Origin of the sequence: Leclercia sp. 119287, from assembly GCF_009734485.1 — a bacterium.
Lineage (GTDB): Bacteria > Pseudomonadota > Gammaproteobacteria > Enterobacterales > Enterobacteriaceae > Enterobacter > Enterobacter adecarboxylatus_C.
Window position 1 is genome coordinate 3,937,616 of record NZ_CP046445.1, and the last position, 21,239, is coordinate 3,958,854.

The window sequence follows — 21,239 nt, forward strand, 5'->3', positions numbered from 1 at the left end:
TAAATCACAAGGCTTCAAAAATCGCACTCAGGCCACTGCGCCGTTCCGTACGGGTAGTAACGGCCTGCACCAGCACACCGTCATCCGCATACAGCGACAACCGCCGACGGGCACGGGTAATGGCCGTATAGACCAGCTCCCGGGTGACTACCGGGGACATCTGGGTAGGCAGGATCAGCGCCGCATGATCGAACTCAGAGCCCTGAGATTTATGCACCGTCATCGCCCACGCGGTTTCATGCTCCGGCAGTCGGCTCGGCTGTACGGACTTCAGGCTGCCATCTGGCATCTGGAACCAGACGCGCAGCCCCTGCCCCCGATCCAGCGCAATCCCGATATCCCCGTTAAACAGGCCCAGCGCACTGTCGTTGCGCGAAATCATTACCGGGCGTCCGTCATACCAGCGCGAATGCGGCTGACGGCTGATGCGGCGCTTTTGCATCAGCACCTGCTCCAGCCTTTCGTTGAGCCCGGCCACGCCAAAGGGGCCGTCCCGTAAGGCACACAGCAGCTGGTAGCCGCCAAAGGCCGCCAGAATCTCCTCTTCGGAGGCCTGGTGTTGCACCCGGTCGAGAAAATGGTGATATCCCTGCAGGGCATCCTCCAGCATCACCAGATACTCTTCCCCACTCTGGAGCTGCTTTTTCTCGATATCGCTGAATGTGCCGTCAAACACCGAGCGGAGCGCGTGACGATCGCCACGGTTGACCGCTGCCGCCAGCTGCCCGATGCCGGAGTCGCTGCCGAAACGGTAGCTTTTTTGCAGCAGGCAGAGGCTGTCGCGCAGGGCGCCCGCAACCGGGCTGACGTTGCCTTCCATCTGGCATCCGGTCATGCCGGCCAGCTCCTGGGCACGCTGCACGGTAAAACCGGCGCTGGCCCAGGTGCAAATATCGCCCAGCACGGCGCCCGCTTCGACGGAGGCCAGCTGATCGCGATCGCCGAGGAAGATCACCCTGGCATGAGGCGGCAGGGCATCAATCAGACGAGACATCATGGTCAGGTCAATCATCGAGGCTTCATCCACCACCAGCACATCCAGATGCAGCGGGTTACCGGCATGGTAACGCAGACGCTGGCTGCCCGGCTGGGCGCCGAGCAAACGGTGCAGGGTACTGGCTTCGGTCGGGAAGCGCTTACGCTGAATGTCGGTCAGCGGAAGCTGTTGCAGCGCGCCGCCCAGCGACTCGGTGAGACGGGCGGCGGCTTTACCGGTCGGGGCCGCCAGCCGGATACGGCACTTCTCCTCTCCCGCCATCTGGATCAGCGCCGCCAGCAGGCGGGCGACGGTGGTGGTTTTACCGGTGCCCGGGCCGCCGGAAATCACCGAGATACGCCGCGTTAACGCCACCGCCGCCGCCACCTTTTGCCAGTTAACGGCTTCGTCAGAGGTGAACAATGCGTTCAGGGTACGCTGAACGTCGGCACTGTCATGGGGCAAAGGCTGATTGGCTTCGCTAAAGAAACCGGCCACGGCCCGCTCGTAGCGCCACATCCGGTGGAGGTAGAGGCGCTCGCCCACCAGCACCAGCGGCGTTGGCTCGTCCCCTGCGCTCACTGCGCGCGAACGCATCAGCGTGGCGGACCAGTCCAGGGTTTCATCATGCAGGGCAAAACAGGCCTGCAGCGCGGCGGTTTTAGCCTCTGCCTGCAGACGGGACAGCGGCAAACAGACATGCCCCTCTCCGGTATCCCGGCTTAAGATCGCCGTCGCCAGCATCACCGAGGGTTCATCGTTCCCGGCCACCATCATCGCAAACTGTACATCCAGACGACGCAATACGCGCTGTTCCACGGCCTCCAGCAATAATTCCTGCATCGTCATGACACAAGCTCCTCTTGGCTTGCAGAAAACAAGCTATCCATTTGATTGATTAAAATTTCACTCGGGCGGGTGGCGAAGCAACCGGCCCCCGGCGAACTGCCGTCCACGCCGCGTAAAAACAGGTAGATCACCCCACCGAAATGCTGCTGATAGTCATAATTGGCAATACGGTGGCGCAGATAACGGTGCAGCGCCAGGGTGTAGAGCTGGTACTGCAGATCGTAGCGGTGGGACTGCATCGCACGGGCCATTGCCTGCGGCGTATAGGCCTCGCCGTTTTCCCCCAGCCAGTTGGACTTATAGTCGAGCAGGTAGTAGCGACCATTATGCCGGAACACCAGGTCAATAAAGCCTTTCAGCATGCCGCGCACCTGGCGAAAGTCGAGCGGCGGGCAGTCACGCGACAGCGGATCGTGCTCGCGGATCAGCGCATCCAGCGCATCGGCGGTAAGCGGCCCGGCGATCGGCAGATAAAACTCCATCTCAACCTGTTTATCGGCGGCTGAAAGCTGGCTCAGGGAGATCCCCTCTTCATTGAGCGGCGTCTGCAGTACCTGGTTGATCCAGTGGGTCAGGACCGGCTCCCAGCGGGCGTCATACCCGCCTTTCTGCAGCATCTCCAGCGTCCACTCCGGGGAAACGGGTTGGGTAAAATCGAGCGCTTCAAACAGGCTGTGTAAAAAGGTGCCTGGCGAGGCACCGCGCGGGAACTGGTGCGGCGTCAGCTCCGGCTCCTGTACCACCTCGCCTGTGCCTGCGGCATCAACGTCGAGGCGCGGCATCAGATCCTGGGCGATACTGTGCCCGCGCTGCTGCAGCCCGGAGTAGCTGGTGACCCGCCAGTCGTCAAACAGCACGCGAGCCACCTGCCGCGCCTGCAGATCCGGCATCGCCGACTCCGGCATATGCCAGCGGGCGGTATCGGCCACCCCGGCCACCTGCAGCGCAATGTGGTCATTGCACAGGGTTTCCAGGCACTGGCGCAGCCCGGCCGCGTCTTTTGGCTCGCCGCGCTGGATCAAGCGTCCGAGCGCGCTGAGGTGGAAATCGCTGTCACCGGACTTGTCGCCACGACGACGGAACAGCGGCGCGACGCCCAGGCTGCAGTGCCAGACCGAGCGGGTCAGGGCCACATACAGCAGGCGTAAATCTTCCGCCAGCCGCTCGGCTTCGGCCAGCTCGACGCTGTCCTCCGCCTTGCTGAGGTCAAGTACGGCTTCAAAGGTGTTGCGATCGTGGTAAAACGCCTGATCCTGCACCCGGTAGTTGGCAATAAAAGGCAGCCAGACCAGGGGGTATTCCAGCCCTTTTGATTTGTGAATGGTGACGATTTTGACCAGATGTTTGTCGCTTTCGAGGCGCATCTGCTGGCTTGAAGCATTGCTGTTGGGTTCGGCAATATGCTGCGCCAGCCAGCGCACCAGAGCGTGCTCGCTCTCAAGCTGCGTTCCCGCCTCCTGGAGCAACTCGCTGATGTGCAAAATATCGGTCAGACGGCGTTCGCCCCCCGCGGTGGCCAGCATATTTTCGGCAATATTGCGCTGCGCCATGATGTCGCGCAGCATCGCCATCACGCCCCGCTTCTGCCAGCGTTCGCGATAGCGGGTAAACTCTTCCACCGCCTCATCCCAGAGGGTTTCACTGTTATTCAGCATGTCGATGTCCCGGGCGTTAAGACCGAGCATTGAGCTTGCCAGCGCGCTGCGCAGGATGCTTTCACGCTCGGGCGCCAGCACCGCCTGCAGCAGCCAGAGCATCTCCTGGGCTTCGAGGGTTTCAAACACGCTGTCGCGGTTGGAGAGATAGACCGAGGGGATGGTCAGCAGCGTCAGCGCGTCGCGGACGAGCGCCGCCTCCTGACGACTGCGCACCAGCACCGTAATGTCCGATGCTCTCACCGGCCGGGCCTCGTCGCCCCGGTGCAGAATGGCTTCACCGCGCACCCCGGCGCTCAGCCAGTCGCGGATTTGCGCCGCGCAGTGCTGGGCCATAAAGGCCTGGTAATCCCCGACGCCGCACCCCTCGCCCTCCATAAGCCAGACGTTCATCGCTGGCTGGAGCTCCCCCCGGAGCTCAAAGCGCAGCCCGGCGTTTCTCGGGGCGGATTTGACCGGCAGGAAGGGGATTTCACGGAACATGAAGGCGTCGTTCATCTGTGAAAAGAGGGTATTGACGCTTTCCACCATACCGGGCGCCGAGCGCCAGTTGGTATCCAGCGTATAGTGCGCGGCAACTTCGCCACGGGCCTTCATATAGGTAAAGATATCCGCCCCACGGAACGCGTAGATCGCCTGCTTCGGGTCGCCAATCAGCAGCAGCGCGGTGTCAGGCTGCTGACGCCAGATCCGCCGGAAAATCCGGTACTGCTGGGGGTCGGTATCCTGGAATTCATCGATCATCGCCACCGGAAAACGGCCGCGGATGGCCGCGGCCAGCGCGTCGCCATTGTCGCTGTTCAGCGCCTCATCGAGGCGGCTGAGCATATCGTCAAAACCCAGCTCGCCGCGACGGCGCTTTTCGCGCGCGACTGCTGCGCGGATCTCTGCCAGCGCCCGGGTGATCATCAGATCGTTCAGGGTCAATGGCTCAGCCAGCAGAGTATCGATGGCGACAAACAGCGGGTGTTCCGGCACCTCGCCGCCCGCTTTTGTGCGCTCCGCCAGGAACGTTTGTGAGAACTTTTCCAGCGCGTCAGGGAGCTGGTAGCTGTGCTTCTCTTCCTGGGCCCAGGCCGTGACGCGCTCAATATATTTTGCCTGGTTGCCGCGGTTGAACTTGCGCCGATCGATACCGGAACGTTCAATAATCGCGTCGATTTCCCCCACGCTGCTGGACCACTGCTGCTTCATGGTGGCGATGAGGCCGACGATCTTCTCATGGCGAGAGGCCAGGGTTTCGTCCGCAGGCGGGGGGGATTTAATTACCGGGGCTTCACCCTGCAGGTAACGATCGATGGACCGGAGTAACTCTTCCGGCCCTTTCCAGAGAGCGTGTACCGCTTCGGCAATATCGCGAGGCAGAGGATAGCAGTGACGACGCCAGAAGTCGGCGCACGCCTGGTAGCGCAACAGGGATTCATCTTCGATGAGTTGCTGCTCGAAGAGCATGCCGGATTCAAAGGCATTCAGGCTGAGCATGCGCTGACAGAAGCCGTGGATAGTGAACACGGCGGCCTCGTCCATCTGCCGTTCCGCCAGCAGCAGCCACTGGGCCGCCTGCTGTGTGTCGTCAATCTCGTCCAGCAGACTGGCATACAGCGGATTGTCCGTGCTCTGTCTCAGGCAGGCGATCCGCAGCTCATGAATGTTGGCGCGGATACGGCCGCGCAGCTCTTCCGTCGCGGCTTCGGTGAAGGTCACCACCAGCAGCTCTTCCACGCTGAGCGGGCGACTGAAGGCTGCGCTGCCGCCCAGCCCGAGCAGCAGGCGCAGATAGAGTGCGGCGATGGTGAAGGTTTTTCCGGTTCCCGCTGAGGCCTCTATCAGTCGTTCCCCCTGTAACGGTAAACTCAGGGGATCAAGGGACTCGGCGGTATCGGTCATTCGTTCTTACTCCTGGGCAAAGATTGCTGCAATGCGCTCACGCTCTTCCAGACCGTCCAGCCTGCAGGCGGGGCAACGTCAGCTTTTTTACTCTGACTACCCGATACCTGGGACAGGATCGCCATCCCCTGCGGGGCAACCACCGCCTGGTGGAAGAAGTCGGCGACTTTCTGCGGCGTGAGCTGTTTTATCTCGGCCACTACTTTATCATGCGAATCGAAGCGCATATTACCCCGATCAAAATCTTTGCTGATCTTTGACGCCTCTTCGGCCAGGGTTTGCGGCGGCTGCGTAATCTGGGCGATCACCGCCTGCTGGATCTGGGCAAACTCTTCTGGCTTCATGGCGCGCAGCTTAGCTTCCGCCTGCGGGAAGAAGGCCTGGAAACGCTGCCAGAGATAATCCGGCTGTTTATCACTGCTTTGCAGCAGGAAGCCCATCCCCCACTGGCGGCCCACGTTCATCGAGAAAGCAAAAACGGCATAGCCCAGCTGCTCTTCGGTACGTAACTGGGTGTAGAACCAGGGCTGGACGATCTGTCCGAGCATGGCGCTGTAGGCCGAGCTGGCGTATTCGTCATAGCCGGTTGGGACAAACACCGCCGCCAGCGCGGAGTCGGTGCTGCTGCCGGGTTTCTCGAAAATCACGTTCTGCTGTTTATCCACCAGCACATCCTGGTTGCGACACCATTCGGTTCCCTTCGCCCCCAGCTGAGTACGGACGTCCTGCGCCAGGGTTTTCGCCTGATCTTCGCTCATATTGCCGACCACCAGAAACTCCGGTCTGGCGTTGGTTTTCAGCGCCGCACGATAGGCCATCACCTCGTCAAGGGTGATGGACGGCAGCAGCGCCCGACGCTCTTCGCGCTGGAAATAAGGCACCTGCGACAGCATCTGCACCGGCATAATGGCCTGATCGAAGGCCTTGCCTTTTTCGGCGGAGTCCATCATCTGGGCATACCAGGATTTGGCCTGCGCCAGCTGATCCTCGGTGGCGGTGTAGCTAAAGTAACCCTCCAGCAACGCCTTAAACAGCTGCGGCAGACGCTGGGTGTAGCCGTTGGCGTTAAGCATCAGGCCATTGTTGGCGTTAGTTGAGAAACCGATCCCGCCCACGGCCGCCTGGTTGCTGAGCTGATCCAGCGCAATGCCGGCCAGATAATCATTCAGGGCAAACATCACCTGGTTTTTGGCGCTGTCCATTGCCGCAGGGTTACGCAGTACCATGCTGACGTTGGCTTTCGGCTCGCTGGCGAAATAGCGGCTCGGGGTATAGACCACGCGCAGGTCAGACTCGTCCACAATCAGCTGCGGTTTTGCATACTCTTTAGTGGGTTTGATCAGCGCGAAATCGTCCGGGATATAGGGGTTCACCTCCGGCAGCTTGAGCGCAATCGCGGCGGATCGCTTCTGCCAGTCGGCAAAAGTTTGCTCGCTGATTTTATCAACCTGATATTCAGCGTTTACAAAGTAGGCGGTTTTGTTGTGCGGCTCGTCCGGGCTGATATACCAGATACGGGCGTTCTGCGGGGTCATCATTGCCAGACGGGCTTTGACGGCGTCAGCATCGTACCGATCTGCGATATTGACCGCATCCAGCGTATGCTCGACCGGCACACGGATCATGGTGTCGGCCAGCCACTCAACGTAGTCCATATCGCGGGTAATGGAGGGATAACGGAAGTCGAGATCCAGCACGTGGGCCAGCTCGTCGAAATAGCGTTTATCAACGCCTTTGTCACGCAACAGCGACAGGTAGCTGAAAATGGCGGCAACCACCTCATCACGATGGGCCAGACCTTTATCAGTTAAGGTGGCGGAGATGGCCAGCACGCCGCTGTTGCCGTTGACGATCGGATCGGAGTCCGCGCGGATACCTTCCACCAGCCCCTGCTTTTGCAGCCAGTCGGACAGCGTGTCCGGGCTACGGTTGCCAATCAGGTAGTTAACCAGCTCGTCGGTTTTGCTGCGAAACTGCGCGGTGTTGTTATCAATGCGGAATTCAACGCGCAGCACCTTACGCGGCATCGCGGGAACATAGTGAATGATTAAGCCTTTCTGCGCATCGGTGACGACCGGCACGGTGACTTCCGGGCGGGTAATATCTTTATTCGGAACGCGGCCGTAGGTATCGGCGGCGAGTTTCGCCAGCTCTGGCAGGGGTTTGTTGCTGTACACCACCGCTTTCATCAGATTGGCGGAGTAGTATTTATCGCGGAAGGCGTGCAGCGCATCAAGCACCGGGCTGCCCGGCTTGTCGCTCAGGGTTTCAAGATTACCGCCGGAAAAGCGGGAGCCAGGGTGCGCGGGGTTAATGGTTTCGGCGCTGACCTGTGCCATACGCATCCCGTCCCGGGTACGGGCCATCGTCAGCTCGGCATTAACGGCGTTGCGTTCGCGATCGGCATATTTTTTATCCAGCAGCGGAGCGGCAATGGCATCCGCAAGGCGATCGACCGCCCCTTCCAGCGCATCGTTTTCAACTTCAAGATAAAAGGCAGTACGGTACGGCGCGGTGCTGGCGTTATGGCTACCACCGTGCATTTTTAAAAATTCGGCCAGGCTGTCAGGCTGCGGGTACTTGGTTGAGCCCATCAGGGTCATATGTTCAAGATAGTGCGCAAGCCCCGGGTGGGATTCAGGATCTTCCAGCGAGCCCACCGGCACTACCAGCGCCGACAGTGACTTTACGGCCTGCGGATCGGAAACCAGCAGCACGACCATCCCGTTATCAAGGCGGATCGCCTGATATTCGCGGGTATCTTTATCGCTTTTGCGGATCGTTTCCTGAACGGGTTGCCAACCGGTATTTGCCTGACTGAGGGGGGCCCAAAGAGCGACGAACAAAACTAACGATTTCAACAAGGTGCTGCCTGGCATTCACTACCTCTTCATCACGGACATCATCATTAACACGCTTTGTGCCGGGCAGGCCAGCATCTCTTTGTGGTGTACATCAGTCCATGACAAGATGGGCATCATAAATGAATGCCCAAACCTGCGCAATTTTTAAACAGGGCCAGGACTAATTAAATTTATACAGCGGCAACAGGTAGCGTCGGGCCTCGTCGGTGATGGCCTCAAAGTACTCGGGCTCAAGGGTTCGCCACAGGCGTTGATACCAGACGTCGTCCCCTTCCCCACGCACGATCATGTTGCCTTCATAAGCCTGCAAAAATTTGCTGCGCGCTTTTTGCAGGGTCGCATCATCCGTTAACATCGCATCATTTGTGGCGTCGTAACAGGTTTTAATCCATGCACCCCCACTTTCTGGCAGCAGCAGCAGCGGCTTATTCATCCCCTGCCGGTAGCCTTCAACCAGCTGCGACAGATACTCCATGGCCTGGGCGGCAGGCAGCGCCGGGAAGCGCCATTCGCCGTCTTTACGTACAAATAACCGGCTCTCACCTTCGCCACCGCTCGCACAATAGACAAGGTGTTCCAGCCAAAGTTGCAAACCTTGCGAAACGCTGAGCATCGACGGACGCCAGCGCAGCAGTCCATCAGGCTGTACGTGCTGCAACCATCCCGTCAGATTGATACCGTTGCAGTTGAGATCGATCTCCATGCTCTTGCCGGGCTGGCGACACTCAATCACCCGGCCAGCGAGGGCCTGCATCTCTTCACACTGGGCATCCCAGGTAATTTCCCCGAAGGCGCCATATGGCAGCTGACCCGCCGCACGATAGCGACGGAACAGCTTCTGGGCATCCTCCTGCTCCACCAGCGCGTTCAGCAACTGCTGGTTTAACTGGTAGCGGCTTAACCCATCCAGGGTAAACGGCTCCGCATCCGGGATCTCGCTCTCTTCGGAGCGGAAATGGACCTGCAACCGCATCTGGAAAAAGGCCCGCACCGGGTGGGCCCAAAAGCGCTGAAGTTGTTCAAACGCGACCGTATCCAACGGGAGCGGATCCAGCGTCTGGATAAAGTCGCCATGGGCCACCCCTTCCCGCTTCGCGGCCGGCAGCCACTCCCGGGCGTAGCTCTGCTGTTCGTTGTCATTGTAGTTAACGGCATCAAACGGCATACGGCTGTGGCAGCAGGTGATATGCGCCTTCACGCGCTGTTCGCTTTCATCACAATTGAGGTGCTCATCCCCCGGCAGATAGTGGCTTTGTCCGATGTAGTCCACCAGCTCCTGAACCAGCACCGAAGGGAAACGTTCGCTGTTGTCCTGAATTGAGCGGCCGATGTAGCTGATATAGAGCTGCTGTTGGGCGGAGATCAGCGCCTCGAGGAACAGGTAGCGGTCGTCATCGCGACGGCTACGGTCGCCGCGCTGGGACTGTTGGCTCATTAAATCAAACCCCAGCGGCGCCAGCGCGCGCGGGTAGACGCCGTCGTTCATGCCCAGCAGGCAGACCACCTTAAATGGAATGGAGCGCATCGGCATCAGAGTGCAGATATTCACCGGCCCGGCGAGGAAGCGCTGGCTGATACGCTCCTGATCGAGACGCAGCGTTAATTCATCGCGTAACAGCGAGAGAGGTATCGCTTCGCCATAGTGCGAGTCGATACCCTCATCAATGATAGCCTGCCACTGCTGCTCGATTAGCGCCATCGCCGCTTCGGTTTCCTGATCCGGCAGGAAGAAATCATTGAGCATCTCCCGGCATACCGGCATCCACTCCTCGAGCGAGCGCGACTTCATCAGCTCCCGCCGCCAGCGGTTAAGCTGCATCAGCAGCGAAGCCAGATGACCCACCAGCTCGGCAATTAAGCCACTGGATTCGTCATACGGCAGGACGGCATTCCACTCTCCCTGGCTGCTCTCCATGGCGTAGCCGAGCAGCATACGCGTCAGGCCAAACTGCCAGGTATGCTGGCCTGTGACCGGCAGCTCAAACTCCTGCACGTTGTCATCATCCATCCCCCAGCGAACGCCCGATTCGTTGACCCACTGACGCAGGTAGCGCAGCGCGTCCTCATCAATATCAAAACGGGCCGCCAGTACCGGCACGTCCAGCAGGGCCAGCACATCTTCCGGCACGAAGCGGCTGTCCGGCAGCGAAAGCAGGCTGACAAACGCCTGCAGAGCCGGATGCGACTGGCGCGCCCGGCGGTCCGATATGGCAAACGGCAGGTAGCGATCGCCCGTCGCGCTGCCAAACACCGCCTGGATATAGGGGCTGTAGCTGTCGATATCGGCCACCATCACTACGATGTCGCGCGGCGTCAGCTGCGGATCGTCCTCCAGCATCGCCAGCAGTTTGTCATGCAGCACCTCCACCTCACGCTGCGGGCTATGGCACAGGTGAATGGTCACGCTGCGATCGTCAGGATCGAGCAGGCGCTTGTTGGCGCTGTTGGCAAACTCGGCGGCGGTGATGCCTGCCACCGCGCGGTTGTCCAGATCCAGAATATCCCGCTGCACGTTATGTAGCAGGCTGTCCGGGGTGATATCCGCAAAGGCATCGACATCCCCTTCTCCGGAAGCGGTAAGCTCGGAGAGCATGTAGATATAGTCGCGCCCCAGTTTTCCCCAGGAGGCCAGCAGCGGATTCGGCAGGTTCTGAATGCCCTGTTCGTCAAAGAGGTCAGCCGCCGTCTCGCTGTCTTTAAACAGCGGCACCGCGCGTTCGTCAAACAGGCGACGACGCTGGCGCGTGACGATGCGGGCCAGCCAGCGGGCATCCTGAATATCTCCCCAGTAATGCCGGCAGGGATTGGTGAAAAGAATATGAATATCGATATGCCGGCCCAGCGCATTCAGCGCTCTCAGATAAACCGGCGGTAAGGCGGAGATCCCGCAGATAAAGACCCGGGATGGCAATCCGGCAGGCGGCGCAGAGGCCGACTCCAGCGTCGCGATAAAACGTTCATAGAGATTGGCACGGTGCCACTGCGGCTGACTCAGCTTTTCAGTGTGTTCCACCAGCGCTTTCCACAGCGGCGCCTGCCAGACCTGCGCCTGGTCAAGGCCGTCAATCAGTTCTCCTGCTTCCCAGCGCGTTAACCACTCTGGACGATAGACCAGATACTGGTCATAGAGATCGGCAGTACGCGACGCGAGCTGAAACAGCTTTCGTTTATCGGTATCGTCGTTCAGGTAGTGGCGCAGCATGGCGAACTCATCATGCGTCAGCATCTCCGGCAGCAGCGTCATCAGCTTCCAGCTCATGCTCTGTTTGTTGAACGCGCTCTGTTTGGGGATCTCCGGCAGTACGCGAACAAACATATCCCAGATAAAACTGGCGGGCAGCGGGAAATCAATGTTGGCGGCAATGCCAAACTTTTGCGACAGGGACATCTGCAGCCATTGGGCCATACCGGTGCTTTGAACCAGGATCATCTCCGGTTCAAAGGGATCGTCGAGCCGCTGCTGCTCGACGATAAATTCCATCAGTGCTTCCAGCACATCAAGACGGTTTGAGTGGTAGACCCTTAACATTGCTGCTCCCAACTACTGGCTAACCGGGCAGTGCAGGCGCGTCATTTGACCCTGCCGACCCAATGGAGAAATAAGTGAGACCGAGATGCTGACACATCCGGCCGGTGTTGTCTGCACCCTGTTTACCTGCCAGCCTGGAGGGATCTCCCCGGCGGCCAGCTGTGACTGAGACCAGACATGACGCCAGAGCTGACGATACTGCTCAAGGGTGACAAACCGGCTGGCTAACACACGATGGTAACCCGCCAGCCCGGTGACGACCATTACCATCAGCATCATGGCCAGTAAGACCTCAACGATGCTGAACCCCTTCTGTTTCGCTACGGTTGCTGACATAACGCCCTCTCCTTCAGGGGACAGAAATCGCTCCAGCCCTGCGGCGAGAAATGTACGCCGTTGGCCGTCACCTCGCCCAGCCGCCACAGCGTCGCGCTACCGCTGCTGGCGATAAGCAGCGCGCGTTCCTCCAGAATGCGTAAGCAGACGCGCCAGGGCTGCTGCGGATGCTGACGGCATGCATATTCAGCCTGGGTTTGCCAGGAGAGCATTCTTCCCCATTCCAGCGCGGACTGGGCTATCGCCTGATGCTCTGTCGCCTGACGTTCCGTACTAACGATGCGCATCAGGGCAGCCAACTGCTGGTTGAGCCCGGCCAGCATCAGGCTGCCAAGAATCAGCAGCAGGAGCACCAGCGCCAGCGACGACATTCCTTGCTGACGGTTCACAGATTAAACCCGGTCACGACGTGGCGCGCCTCGACCACGCCATCGCGCTGTCCGTTGACGAAGGCCGCCAGCGTCAGGCTCAGCTCCGGGGCGAAGCCCGCACGTAAAATGCGTTGCACCTGAAAACGCTGAACCCTGATCCTGTCAGGGTCGGTCATTCTCTCCCAACCCTTACCCTCGCACTGCGTCGCACCTCGCAAAGTTTCCAGTGCGTCGCCGTTCAGACGAAAGCCGGTCTGCTCGGCGGCGGCTGAGGGTAAGGTTTCCCAGCGGCCGTTGCTGTTTTCATCCCACTGGACAATAACGCATTCGCCGCGCAGACCAATTTTCAGCGCCTCGCCTTCGCACTTGCCCGCGCAATACCCCGCTCGTTGCAGGTGCTTACCGATGCCGTTTATGCGCAGCCAGAGCTCCTCTTGCAGCTCCTGCTGCTTCGTCAGCACCATTATCGACCGCTGTAGCGCGGGCAAGAATCGCGCCGCGCTCATCAGCAGCACGCTGCTTATCGCCATCGCGATCAGTACTTCGGTCAGGGAAAATCCCTGCTGCTTTACCGGCATGCGAACTCCCCCTTTCCGTTGCACATGCGGATACGCCCCCATGCGGAAATGAGGATCAGCCACTCTCCGGCCTGGCTTTGCAGACGTACTCTTCCGGCCCAGGCGGTATCCCGTAAACCGTAAAACCCCAGCGCAGGCGTTAGCTCGGTGACCTGAATGTCAGACCACTGCGGCGTGAGTACAAAAGCATTATCCGCCTGGCACGCCGGGATGCCGGTCTTTAACAGACACCACTGTTTGCCCGCCCGTTGCAGGGTCACGATATGGTCCCGGTTATTCCGCCAGGCATCATTTCGCAGCACCACCAGGTAATCCCGAACCTGGCGCGCCGTCTGCCACAGCTGCTGTTGCTGCTGCCAGCGCCGCCAGCCGTACAGCCCTGTCGCACTGAGCGTCACGATGAGCGAGATGGCGATCGGCATTTCCATGAGGGTAAAGCCCTGTTGCGTTTTCATGGCAGCAGTGTGCCGCCAGATGTAAAACAGTTCGAGGGGGTGTTGAGCAAATTACGAGGCGTTTTCAGGACTTTCGAAGGCGTTGCAGCGAATTACAATTCTTATGGACAGAGGCTCGCAAAAGCCTTCCGCGAACATAAAAAAACCGGCGCAGAAGGCGCCGGTTATGTCAGGATTACCGCATCAGATCGCAACAGGCGCTTTGATCCCCGGATGCGGGTCGTAACCCTCAATTTCGAAATCTTCGAAGCGATAGTCGAAAATGGAGTCCGGTTTACGTTTGATGACCAGCTTCGGCAGCGCACGCGGCTCACGGGTCAGCTGCAGGTGGGTCTGCTCCATATGGTTGCTGTACAGGTGGGTATCCCCACCGGTCCAGACAAAATCCCCCACTTCCAGGTTACACTGCTGGGCCATCATATGCACCAGCAGCGCATAGCTGGCGATGTTGAACGGCAGGCCGAGGAACACATCGCAGGAGCGCTGGTAGAGCTGGCAGGAGAGCTTGCCATCCGCTACGTAGAACTGGAAAAACGCGTGGCACGGGGCCAGCGCCATCTTATCCAGTTCGCCCACGTTCCAGGCCGACACGATGATACGGCGCGAGTCTGGATCGTTTTTCAGCTGGTTCATCACGGTGGTGATCTGGTCAATATGGCGGCCATCCGGCGTCGGCCAGGCGCGCCACTGCTTGCCGTAGACCGGGCCCAGATTGCCGTTTTCATCCGCCCACTCGTCCCAGATGGAGACGTTGTTCTCGCGCAGATAGCCGATATTGGTGTCGCCCTGCAGGAACCAGAGCAGTTCATGAATGATCGAGCGTAAATGGCAGCGCTTGGTCGTAACCAGCGGAAAGCCTTCCTGCAGGTTGAAGCGCATCTGGTGGCCAAAAATGGATATCGTACCGGTGCCGGTGCGATCGTTCTTTGGCGTGCCTTCATCGAGCACTTTTTGCATCAGTTCAAGATACTGTTTCATGATTCCTCAGGAGACCTGTTGCTGTGGACGACGATACGCCCAGACCATCATCAAGATGCCTGCCACAATCATTGGCACAGAGAGGATCTGTCCCATGCTGATGTACTGCACCCACGCACCGGTAAACTGCGCATCCGGCTGGCGGAAGAACTCAACGATGATGCGGAACGCACCATAACCGATCAGGAACAGGCCCGATACGGAGCCCGTCGGGCGCGGCTTGCGGATGAACAGGTTCAGAATGATAAACAGCACCACACCTTCCAGCGCCATCTCGTACAGCTGGGACATATGGCGCGGCAGAACGCCGTAGGTATCGAAAATCGACTGCCACTCCGGATGCGACGGCAGCAGCGCGATATCTTCGGCACGGGACTGCGGGAACAGCATGGTGAATGACACGCTCGGATCGACGCGGCCCCACAGTTCGCCATTGATGAAGTTACCGAGACGACCTGCGCCCAGACCAAACGGGATCAGGGGTGCAATAAAATCAGCCACCTGGAAGAAGCTGCGTTTGGTACGTTTGGCGAAGATGACCATTACCAGGATGACGCCGATCAGGCCACCGTGGAAGGACATGCCGCCATCCCAGACGCGGAACAGGTAGAGCGGATCGGCCAGGAAGACCGGGAAGTTATAGAACAGCACATAGCCGATACGTCCACCGAGGAAAACGCCGAGGAAACCGGCATACAGCAGGTTTTCCACTTCGTCTTTGGTCCAGCCGCTGCCAGGGCGTTTGGCACGACGGCCAGCCAGCCACATGGCAAAGACGAAACCGACCAGATACATCAGACCGTACCAGTGAAGCGCAACGGGTCCTACTGAGAAAATGACCGGATCAAACTCCGGAAAATGCAGATAGCCACTGTTCATCTGTCACCACAAGATGTTGTTATTCCGCTGAAAGTGGACAGCGGCAGAGATGCGCGCAGAGGTGTACCCTGCGCTCCAAAGTTGCGAATCATAGCACAAGCGAGCGTGGAGGTTGCGCCCGAGATGTAAAAGATGTGTATAGAGACTTCACGCAGTTTGTATCCCTCCCCGAGGAGGAAGGGATACCCGGTGCTTAACGCCCGCCGCGGATCAGGCCGCCCATGCCGCGACGCTCCATAAAGGCCGCCACCTGATGGCGTACTTCCGTTGCCAGCTGTGCTTCAAGACTGCGTTTCGCCAGCAGCTGCGCCTCTTCGAAGTCGATATGGCGCAGGAGATACTTCACGCGGGCGACGGAGCGTCCGTTCATGGATAAGTGACGGAAGCCAAGGCCAATCAGGATCGCCACACACATTGAGTCACCGGCCATCTCGCCGCACAAACGCAGGTCAAGCCCCTGCTCTTGTGCCTCGCGGGCAATCATCGCCAGCACGCGCAGCATTGCCGGGTGCAGGCTATCGTAAATACTCGCCACCCGCGTGTTGTTGCGATCCACCGCCAGCATGTACTGGGTCAGGTCGTTGGTACCCACCGAGATGAAATCAACCCGGCTCGCCAGCTGCGGCAGCATAAAGACCATTGAGGGGACTTCGAGCATCACCCCAATACGCGGTTTCGGAATTTCGTAGCCGATCATCTCTTCGACTTCGCGCCCGGCGCGTTCGATCAGACGGCGGGCTTCATCGATCTCGTCAATGCTGGTGACCATCGGCAGCAAAATGCTGAGGTTACCGGTGGCGGCATTGGCGCGCAGCATGGCGCGCACCTGGATCAGGAAGATCTCCGGCTGATCGAGGGTAATGCGGATCCCGCGCCAGCCCAGGCAGGGGTTCTCTTCGCTGATCGGCATGTACGGCAGTTGCTTATCCGCGCCAACGTCCAGAGTGCGCAACGTCACCGGTTTGTCGTTGAACATCTGCAACATGCCCTGATACTGCGCGACCTGCTCCTCCTCAGAAGGGAAGCCGCTTTGCAGCATAAACGGGATTTCTGTGCGATAGAGACCAATGCCATCGATGCGGCTACCGAGCTTCTCTTCGTGTTCCGGGCTTAACCCGGCATTGAGCATCACTTTGATTCGCTCACCGCTTTTCAGCGCGGCAGGCTGATTAACATCATCTTCGGCAAGACGGCTCAGCTCATTCTCTTCGCTAATAAGCTTTTGATATTCCTGCAACAGCACCGGTTCAGGATCGACCAGCAGCTCGCCGCGATAGCCGTCGACCACCAGCGTGCGTCGGTGCAGTGCCGAGGGCTGAATGTCAGCGCCCATCACCGTCGGGATCCCCAGCGCGCGCACCATAATGGCGGCATGGGAGTTGGCGGCACCATCGCGTACCACGATCCCGGCCAGCCGATCCTGCGGCAGTTCCGCGAGGGTGGTTGCAGATAGTTCATCCGCCACCAGCACAAAGCGCGGCGGCCAGGTGTTGGCCCCCTGGATGGTGTCATCGAGATGGAACAGCAGACGCTGGCCTAAGGTGCGCAGATCCCCGGCACGCTCTTTCAGATAGCCGTCGGTTAAGGCGGCAAACTGCTCGGCGAATTTTTCGATGATCTTTTTGACCGCCCACTCCGCGACCGAGCCGCTGTCGACCTCGTCAAACAGCTCCCGACGCAGCCGGGCATCGGACAGCAGGTGCGAATAAAGATCGAAGATCGCCGCCGTCTCTTTCTGCGCCCCGGCAGCAAAACGCTTGCTGTAGCGGCGAAACTCGTTGGCGGCCTCTTCCAGCGCGCCGGTAAGACGTTCGCGCTCAAGGGCGGTATCCAGCGTCGAGGCTTCGTAAACCTGCTCCATTAACGGCAGCGTGGCGTCCATCCAGCCTTCTGCAATCGCGACGCCCGGCGAGGCCGGTAAAGCGCGAATGCGCGTCTGCCGGTACTGACCAAAGAGCGCTGCCAGCTGGGACTGGGAGAGGATGGCGGCCATTTGCGTGGCAAGCGTAACGAGGAACGACTCTTCGCTTTCATCGTACTGGCGCAGCTCACGCTGCTGTACCACAAGCACGCCAAGGAGCTGACGGCGCTGAATAATGGGTACGCCGAGGAATGCGCGGAAGCGCTCCTCTTTTACGGAGGGGATGTATTTAAAGCTGGGGTGTTTCTGCGCATCGGCAAGGTTGATGGGTTCCGCCAGTCGCCCGACCAGACCCACAACACCTTCATCAAATGCCAGCGCAACGGTACGACCACGCGGTTTTTTTAATCCGCGCGTGGCCATAAGGTAGTAACACCTGCGGTCATGGTCGGCCAGATAGACCGAACACACCTCGGTTTCCATCGCAAGGCAGATATCCGTGACCAGAATATCCAGCGCCTCGTTGAGCCGTGGGGCACTGGCCACCTTCTCGACTATTTCGCGCAGGCGGGTGAGCATAATGTGCGTAGCTTAACCTCTTTTACGTCGCCAGGCAGGTGCGCTCTGCGGCTTAGGAGGGGTCTCCTGCAGCAACATCACAGCACTTGCGAACTCTTTCATCACCCTACGGTAAACGTCGCGCTTAAACGACACGACCTGACGAACGGGATACCAGTAGCTGACCCAGCGCCAGCCATCAAATTCGGGCGTGCTGCTGGTTTGCATATTGATATCCGCATCGCTGCTCACCAATTGCAGAAGAAACCATTTCTGTTTCTGGCCGATACATACCGGCTTTGTGTCCCAACGCACCAAACGCTTCGGTAACTTGTAACGCAACCAGTTGCGGGTCGAAGCCAGAATGCGAACATCCTTGCGGCTTAAGCCAACTTCTTCGAACAGCTCCCGATACATCGCTTGCTCTGCGGACTCTCCTGGATTGATCCCACCTTGGGGAAATTGCCAGGAGTGCTGACCATATCGCCGGGCCCACATAACCTGACCCTGGCGATTACAAATTACGATACCTACATTCGGGCGGTAGCCATCGTCATCAATCACCGGACTACCCCAAACTAAACCTTATATATAAATGATTGTTTCACACTCCAGTGAGGCGGTAAACCACTCTCTTTCTGGCCTGGAGCCTAATAACATTTGAATAACTCACAATTATCAGCTGAGTTATAAACAGATGACCGGTCTGAAGGGCAATTTTATTCACTTTTTCTGTGGATAGAGTTGTGAAGAAGTATGGAATTACCGATGGACAACCCAGATCACTCTGAATATTACAGAGATGAGTGATTTTTACAAATCACTATAATTCATGGAGTTAAATTATAAATCACCTGAATTACACGGCATAGTGTGATGTACATCACCTTAAAGATCCTGACACTGATGAAAGATCGAACAACGTCGGTTTTATCCACAGATTGTGCCAATAAGTTAGGCACATTTTGTCTGATTTTTCGATTTTCGTCCCACGTCAAGGCTGTAAATGGAAACAGTAGTGGGGGTTATTCCCAGTTATCCCATTTTTCTGTGGATAACAGGGTGTAAGATCCTGTTTATTGTCAGTGACCAGATTTGAACAACCGGGAGAGCTCCCTTAGCGAAACGGAATTACAGGTGATAAAAAGGCTGATAAATCATCCACCTGGCACCAGCAAAAAGAAAAAGATAAACTCAGACCGTGCGGTGGAAAACTGCTGTTCACTTTTTAACCAGAAGGCAACGATCATGCTTCCCCTTATTCCCCTGACGTCTCCCCCCGCAACGGAAGCGGCATTACTGCAACAAGCGCAACGCCTGGCGGGATACTCGCTGGGAGAACTCGCCGCCCTGGCCGGTCTGCCCATTCCACCCGATCTTAAGCGTGATAAGGGATGGACGGGCATTCTGCTGGAGCTGTGGCTGGGGGCCAGCGCGGGCAGCAAACCTGAACAGGATTTTGCCGCGCTGGGGGTGGAGCTGAAGACCATTCCGATCGACAGCCTGGGCCGTCCGCTGGAAACCACCTTTGTCTGCGTGGCGCCGTTAACCGGCAATACCGGGATCACCTGGGAGAGCAGCCACGTGCGGCATAAGCTAAAGCGTGTGCTGTGGATCCCGGTGGAGGGCGATCGGACGATCCCGCTGGCGGCACGGCGCGTCGGTGCGCCGTTGATCTGGAGCCCGGATGAGGAGGAAGATCGTCAGCTGCGCCTGGACTGGGAGGAGTTGATGGACATGATCGTGCTGGGTCAGGTTGAGCGTATCACCGCCCGCCACGGTGAAGTGCTCCAGCTGCGGCCCAAAGCGGCAAACAGTAAAGCCCTCACCGAGGCCATCGGCGCGCGCGGGGAACCGATCCTGACCCTGCCCCGCGGCTTTTATTTGAAAAAAAACTTCACGGGTGCTCTGTTAGCGCGTCATTTTTTGCTGAATACCTGATTTTTTAGCCAGAATTATGTCGTTTATCACATATTTGCCTGTTTTTTCAGATTTCACCGCTTTGTGAAAACCATTACCGGAGTTATTACTACACTAATCATGTGATACGAGCCAGGTGGAGGTAATAAGAATGAAAAAATGGGCAGTGATAATCTCAGCTGTTGGTTTAGCGTTTGCCGTTTCAGGTTGTAGCAGCGATTACGTCATGGCGACGAAAGATGGCCGCATGATCCTGACCGACGGCAAACCCGAAGTCGACGATGATACCGGTCTGGTCAGCTACCGCGATCGGGAAGGTAATAATATGCAGATTAACCGCGACGACGTTTCGCAGATTATCGAAAGATAATATTGAAGGTCAGCAACTTGCTGGCCTTTTGATTTTTCTCTTCCCCTTTCGCTTCCCCTCTGCCATGTTTATTGTCCTTCGTCGGGAATTTCCTGACACGCTTAACATGTCAACTAAGGAAGCCGGCTATGCAATATCACCGTATCCCCCATAGCGCTCTTGAGATAAGCCAACTGGGGTTGGGCACGATGACATTTGGTGAACAAAATAGCGAAGCCGATGCCCATGCACAACTCGATTACGCCGTCAGCCAGGGCATTAACCTGATTGACGTTGCTGAAATGTACCCGGTTCCGCCACGCCCGGAAACACAGGGCTTAACCGAAACCTACGTCGGCAACTGGCTGGCAAAACGCGGCAACCGCGAAAAGCTGATTGTTGCCTCTAAGGTCAGCGGCCCGTCACGTAATAACGACAGCGGGATTCGCCCGAATCAGATCCTCGATCGTAAGAACATCCGCGCCGCGCTGGACGCCAGTCTGACGCGTCTGCAGACGGATTACCTCGACCTGTATCAGGTTCACTGGCCTCAGCGTCCGACCAACTGCTTCGGCAAGCTCGGGTATAGCTGGAGCGACAGCGCACCGGTCGTTACGCTGCTGGAAACGCTGGAAGCCTTAACCGAATGCCAGCGTGCGGGTAAAATCCGCTATATCGGCGTCTCTAACGAAACGGCTTTCGGCGTGATGCGCTATCTGCACCTGGCGGATAAGCACGATCTGCCGCGCATCGTCACCATCCAGAACCCGTACAGCCTGTTGAACCGCAGCTACGAAGTGGGTCTGGCGGAAGTGAGCCAGTATGAAGGCGTTGAGCTGCTGGCCTACTCCTGCCTGGCCTTTGGCACGCTGACCGGTAAGTATCTCAACGGTGCAAAACCGGCGGGGGCGCGTAATACGCTGTTCAGCCGCTTTACCCGTTACAGCGGCGAGCAGACGCAGAAAGCGGTAGCGGCCTATGTGGATATCGCCAGACGTCACGGGCTCGATCCGGCGCAGATGGCGCTGGCCTTTGTGCGCCGTCAGCCGTTTGTAGCCAGCACCCTGCTGGGCGCGACCACCATGGAGCAGCTAAAAACTAACGTTGAAAGCGTCCACCTGGAGCTGAGCGAAGAGGTGTTAGCGGAGATTGAAGCGGTGCATCAGGTGTATACCTATCCGGCACCGTAATGGC

General features: G+C 58.3%; 15 protein-coding genes. 3 read left to right on the forward strand and 12 right to left on the reverse strand.

Translation table 11 applies throughout. The annotated features are described in order from the left end of the window. Nucleotides 1–4: 4 nt before the first annotated feature. From recD to rppH, 12 genes are all read right to left on the reverse strand, one after another. On the reverse strand, nucleotides 5–1,825 hold the full coding sequence (recD, locus tag GNG27_RS18880; protein ID WP_156264552.1) for an exodeoxyribonuclease V subunit alpha: 1,821 nt from the start codon (nucleotides 1,823–1,825) through the stop codon (nucleotides 5–7). Then, nucleotides 1,822–5,367: an exodeoxyribonuclease V subunit beta gene (gene recB, locus GNG27_RS18885; RefSeq protein ID WP_156264553.1), complete on the reverse strand. Its 3,546-nt coding sequence runs from the start codon at nucleotides 5,365–5,367 to the stop codon at nucleotides 1,822–1,824. Before recB ends, recD begins: the two co-directional genes overlap by 4 nt. Beyond that, the gene (gene ptrA / locus GNG27_RS18890; protein WP_156264554.1) at nucleotides 5,364–8,246 is read right to left on the reverse strand and encodes a pitrilysin; all 2,883 of its coding nucleotides are present in this window, start codon (nucleotides 8,244–8,246) and stop codon (nucleotides 5,364–5,366) included. The genes recB and ptrA overlap by 4 nt, the downstream gene beginning before the upstream one ends. Before the next feature lie 145 nt (nucleotides 8,247–8,391). Continuing rightward, complete coding sequence (gene recC / locus GNG27_RS18895) at nucleotides 8,392–11,760, reverse strand: exodeoxyribonuclease V subunit gamma (RefSeq protein ID WP_156264555.1); 3,369 nt, start codon at nucleotides 11,758–11,760, stop codon at nucleotides 8,392–8,394. A 12-nt stretch (nucleotides 11,761–11,772) separates the two neighbouring features. Next, nucleotides 11,773–12,096 carry a prepilin-type N-terminal cleavage/methylation domain-containing protein gene (locus tag GNG27_RS18900; RefSeq protein WP_142486961.1) on the reverse strand — a complete coding sequence of 108 codons (324 nt, stop codon included), beginning with the start codon at nucleotides 12,094–12,096 and terminating at the stop codon, nucleotides 11,773–11,775. After that, entirely contained in the window at nucleotides 12,081–12,485 is a 405-nt protein-coding gene (locus GNG27_RS18905; RefSeq protein WP_156264556.1) for a DUF2509 family protein, read from the reverse strand. Before GNG27_RS18905 ends, GNG27_RS18900 begins: the two co-directional genes overlap by 16 nt. Continuing rightward, on the reverse strand, nucleotides 12,482–13,045 hold the full coding sequence (locus GNG27_RS18910; protein ID WP_156264557.1) for a prepilin peptidase-dependent protein: 564 nt from the start codon (nucleotides 13,043–13,045) through the stop codon (nucleotides 12,482–12,484). Before GNG27_RS18910 ends, GNG27_RS18905 begins: the two co-directional genes overlap by 4 nt. Further along, on the reverse strand, nucleotides 13,036–13,500 hold the full coding sequence (locus GNG27_RS18915; RefSeq protein WP_156264558.1) for a prepilin peptidase-dependent protein: 465 nt from the start codon (nucleotides 13,498–13,500) through the stop codon (nucleotides 13,036–13,038). The genes GNG27_RS18910 and GNG27_RS18915 overlap by 10 nt, the downstream gene beginning before the upstream one ends. 183 nt (nucleotides 13,501–13,683) lie before the next feature. Next, nucleotides 13,684–14,478 carry a thymidylate synthase gene (thyA, locus tag GNG27_RS18920; RefSeq protein WP_156264559.1) on the reverse strand — a complete coding sequence of 265 codons (795 nt, stop codon included), beginning with the start codon at nucleotides 14,476–14,478 and terminating at the stop codon, nucleotides 13,684–13,686. A gap of 6 nt (nucleotides 14,479–14,484) precedes the next feature. Continuing rightward, nucleotides 14,485–15,357: a prolipoprotein diacylglyceryl transferase gene (gene lgt, locus GNG27_RS18925; protein ID WP_156264560.1), complete on the reverse strand. Its 873-nt coding sequence runs from the start codon at nucleotides 15,355–15,357 to the stop codon at nucleotides 14,485–14,487. A 193-nt stretch (nucleotides 15,358–15,550) separates the two neighbouring features. Next, the gene (gene ptsP, locus GNG27_RS18930) at nucleotides 15,551–17,797 is read right to left on the reverse strand and encodes a phosphoenolpyruvate--protein phosphotransferase (RefSeq protein ID WP_142486967.1); all 2,247 of its coding nucleotides are present in this window, start codon (nucleotides 17,795–17,797) and stop codon (nucleotides 15,551–15,553) included. 12 nt (nucleotides 17,798–17,809) lie between these two features. Beyond that, complete coding sequence (gene rppH / locus GNG27_RS18935) at nucleotides 17,810–18,340, reverse strand: RNA pyrophosphohydrolase (protein WP_142486968.1); 531 nt, start codon at nucleotides 18,338–18,340, stop codon at nucleotides 17,810–17,812. A gap of 684 nt (nucleotides 18,341–19,024) precedes the next feature. On the opposite strand from rppH, the gene mutH reads away from it, so the two are divergent. The 3 genes from mutH (at nucleotide 19,025) to GNG27_RS18950 (ending at nucleotide 21,235) form a co-directional block, all read left to right on the forward strand. Then, the gene (mutH, locus tag GNG27_RS18940; RefSeq protein ID WP_156264561.1) at nucleotides 19,025–19,717 is read left to right on the forward strand and encodes a DNA mismatch repair endonuclease MutH; all 693 of its coding nucleotides are present in this window, start codon (nucleotides 19,025–19,027) and stop codon (nucleotides 19,715–19,717) included. 130 nt (nucleotides 19,718–19,847) lie between these two features. Continuing rightward, nucleotides 19,848–20,066, forward strand: coding sequence for a YgdI/YgdR family lipoprotein (locus GNG27_RS18945; RefSeq protein ID WP_156264562.1), 219 nt, complete (start codon nucleotides 19,848–19,850; stop codon nucleotides 20,064–20,066). Nucleotides 20,067–20,194: 128 nt separating this feature from the next. Next, nucleotides 20,195–21,235 (forward strand): NADP(H)-dependent aldo-keto reductase, encoded by a 1,041-nt coding sequence (locus tag GNG27_RS18950; RefSeq protein ID WP_156264563.1) that lies wholly within the window; start codon nucleotides 20,195–20,197, stop codon nucleotides 21,233–21,235. The last annotated feature ends 4 nt before the right edge of the window (nucleotides 21,236–21,239 follow it).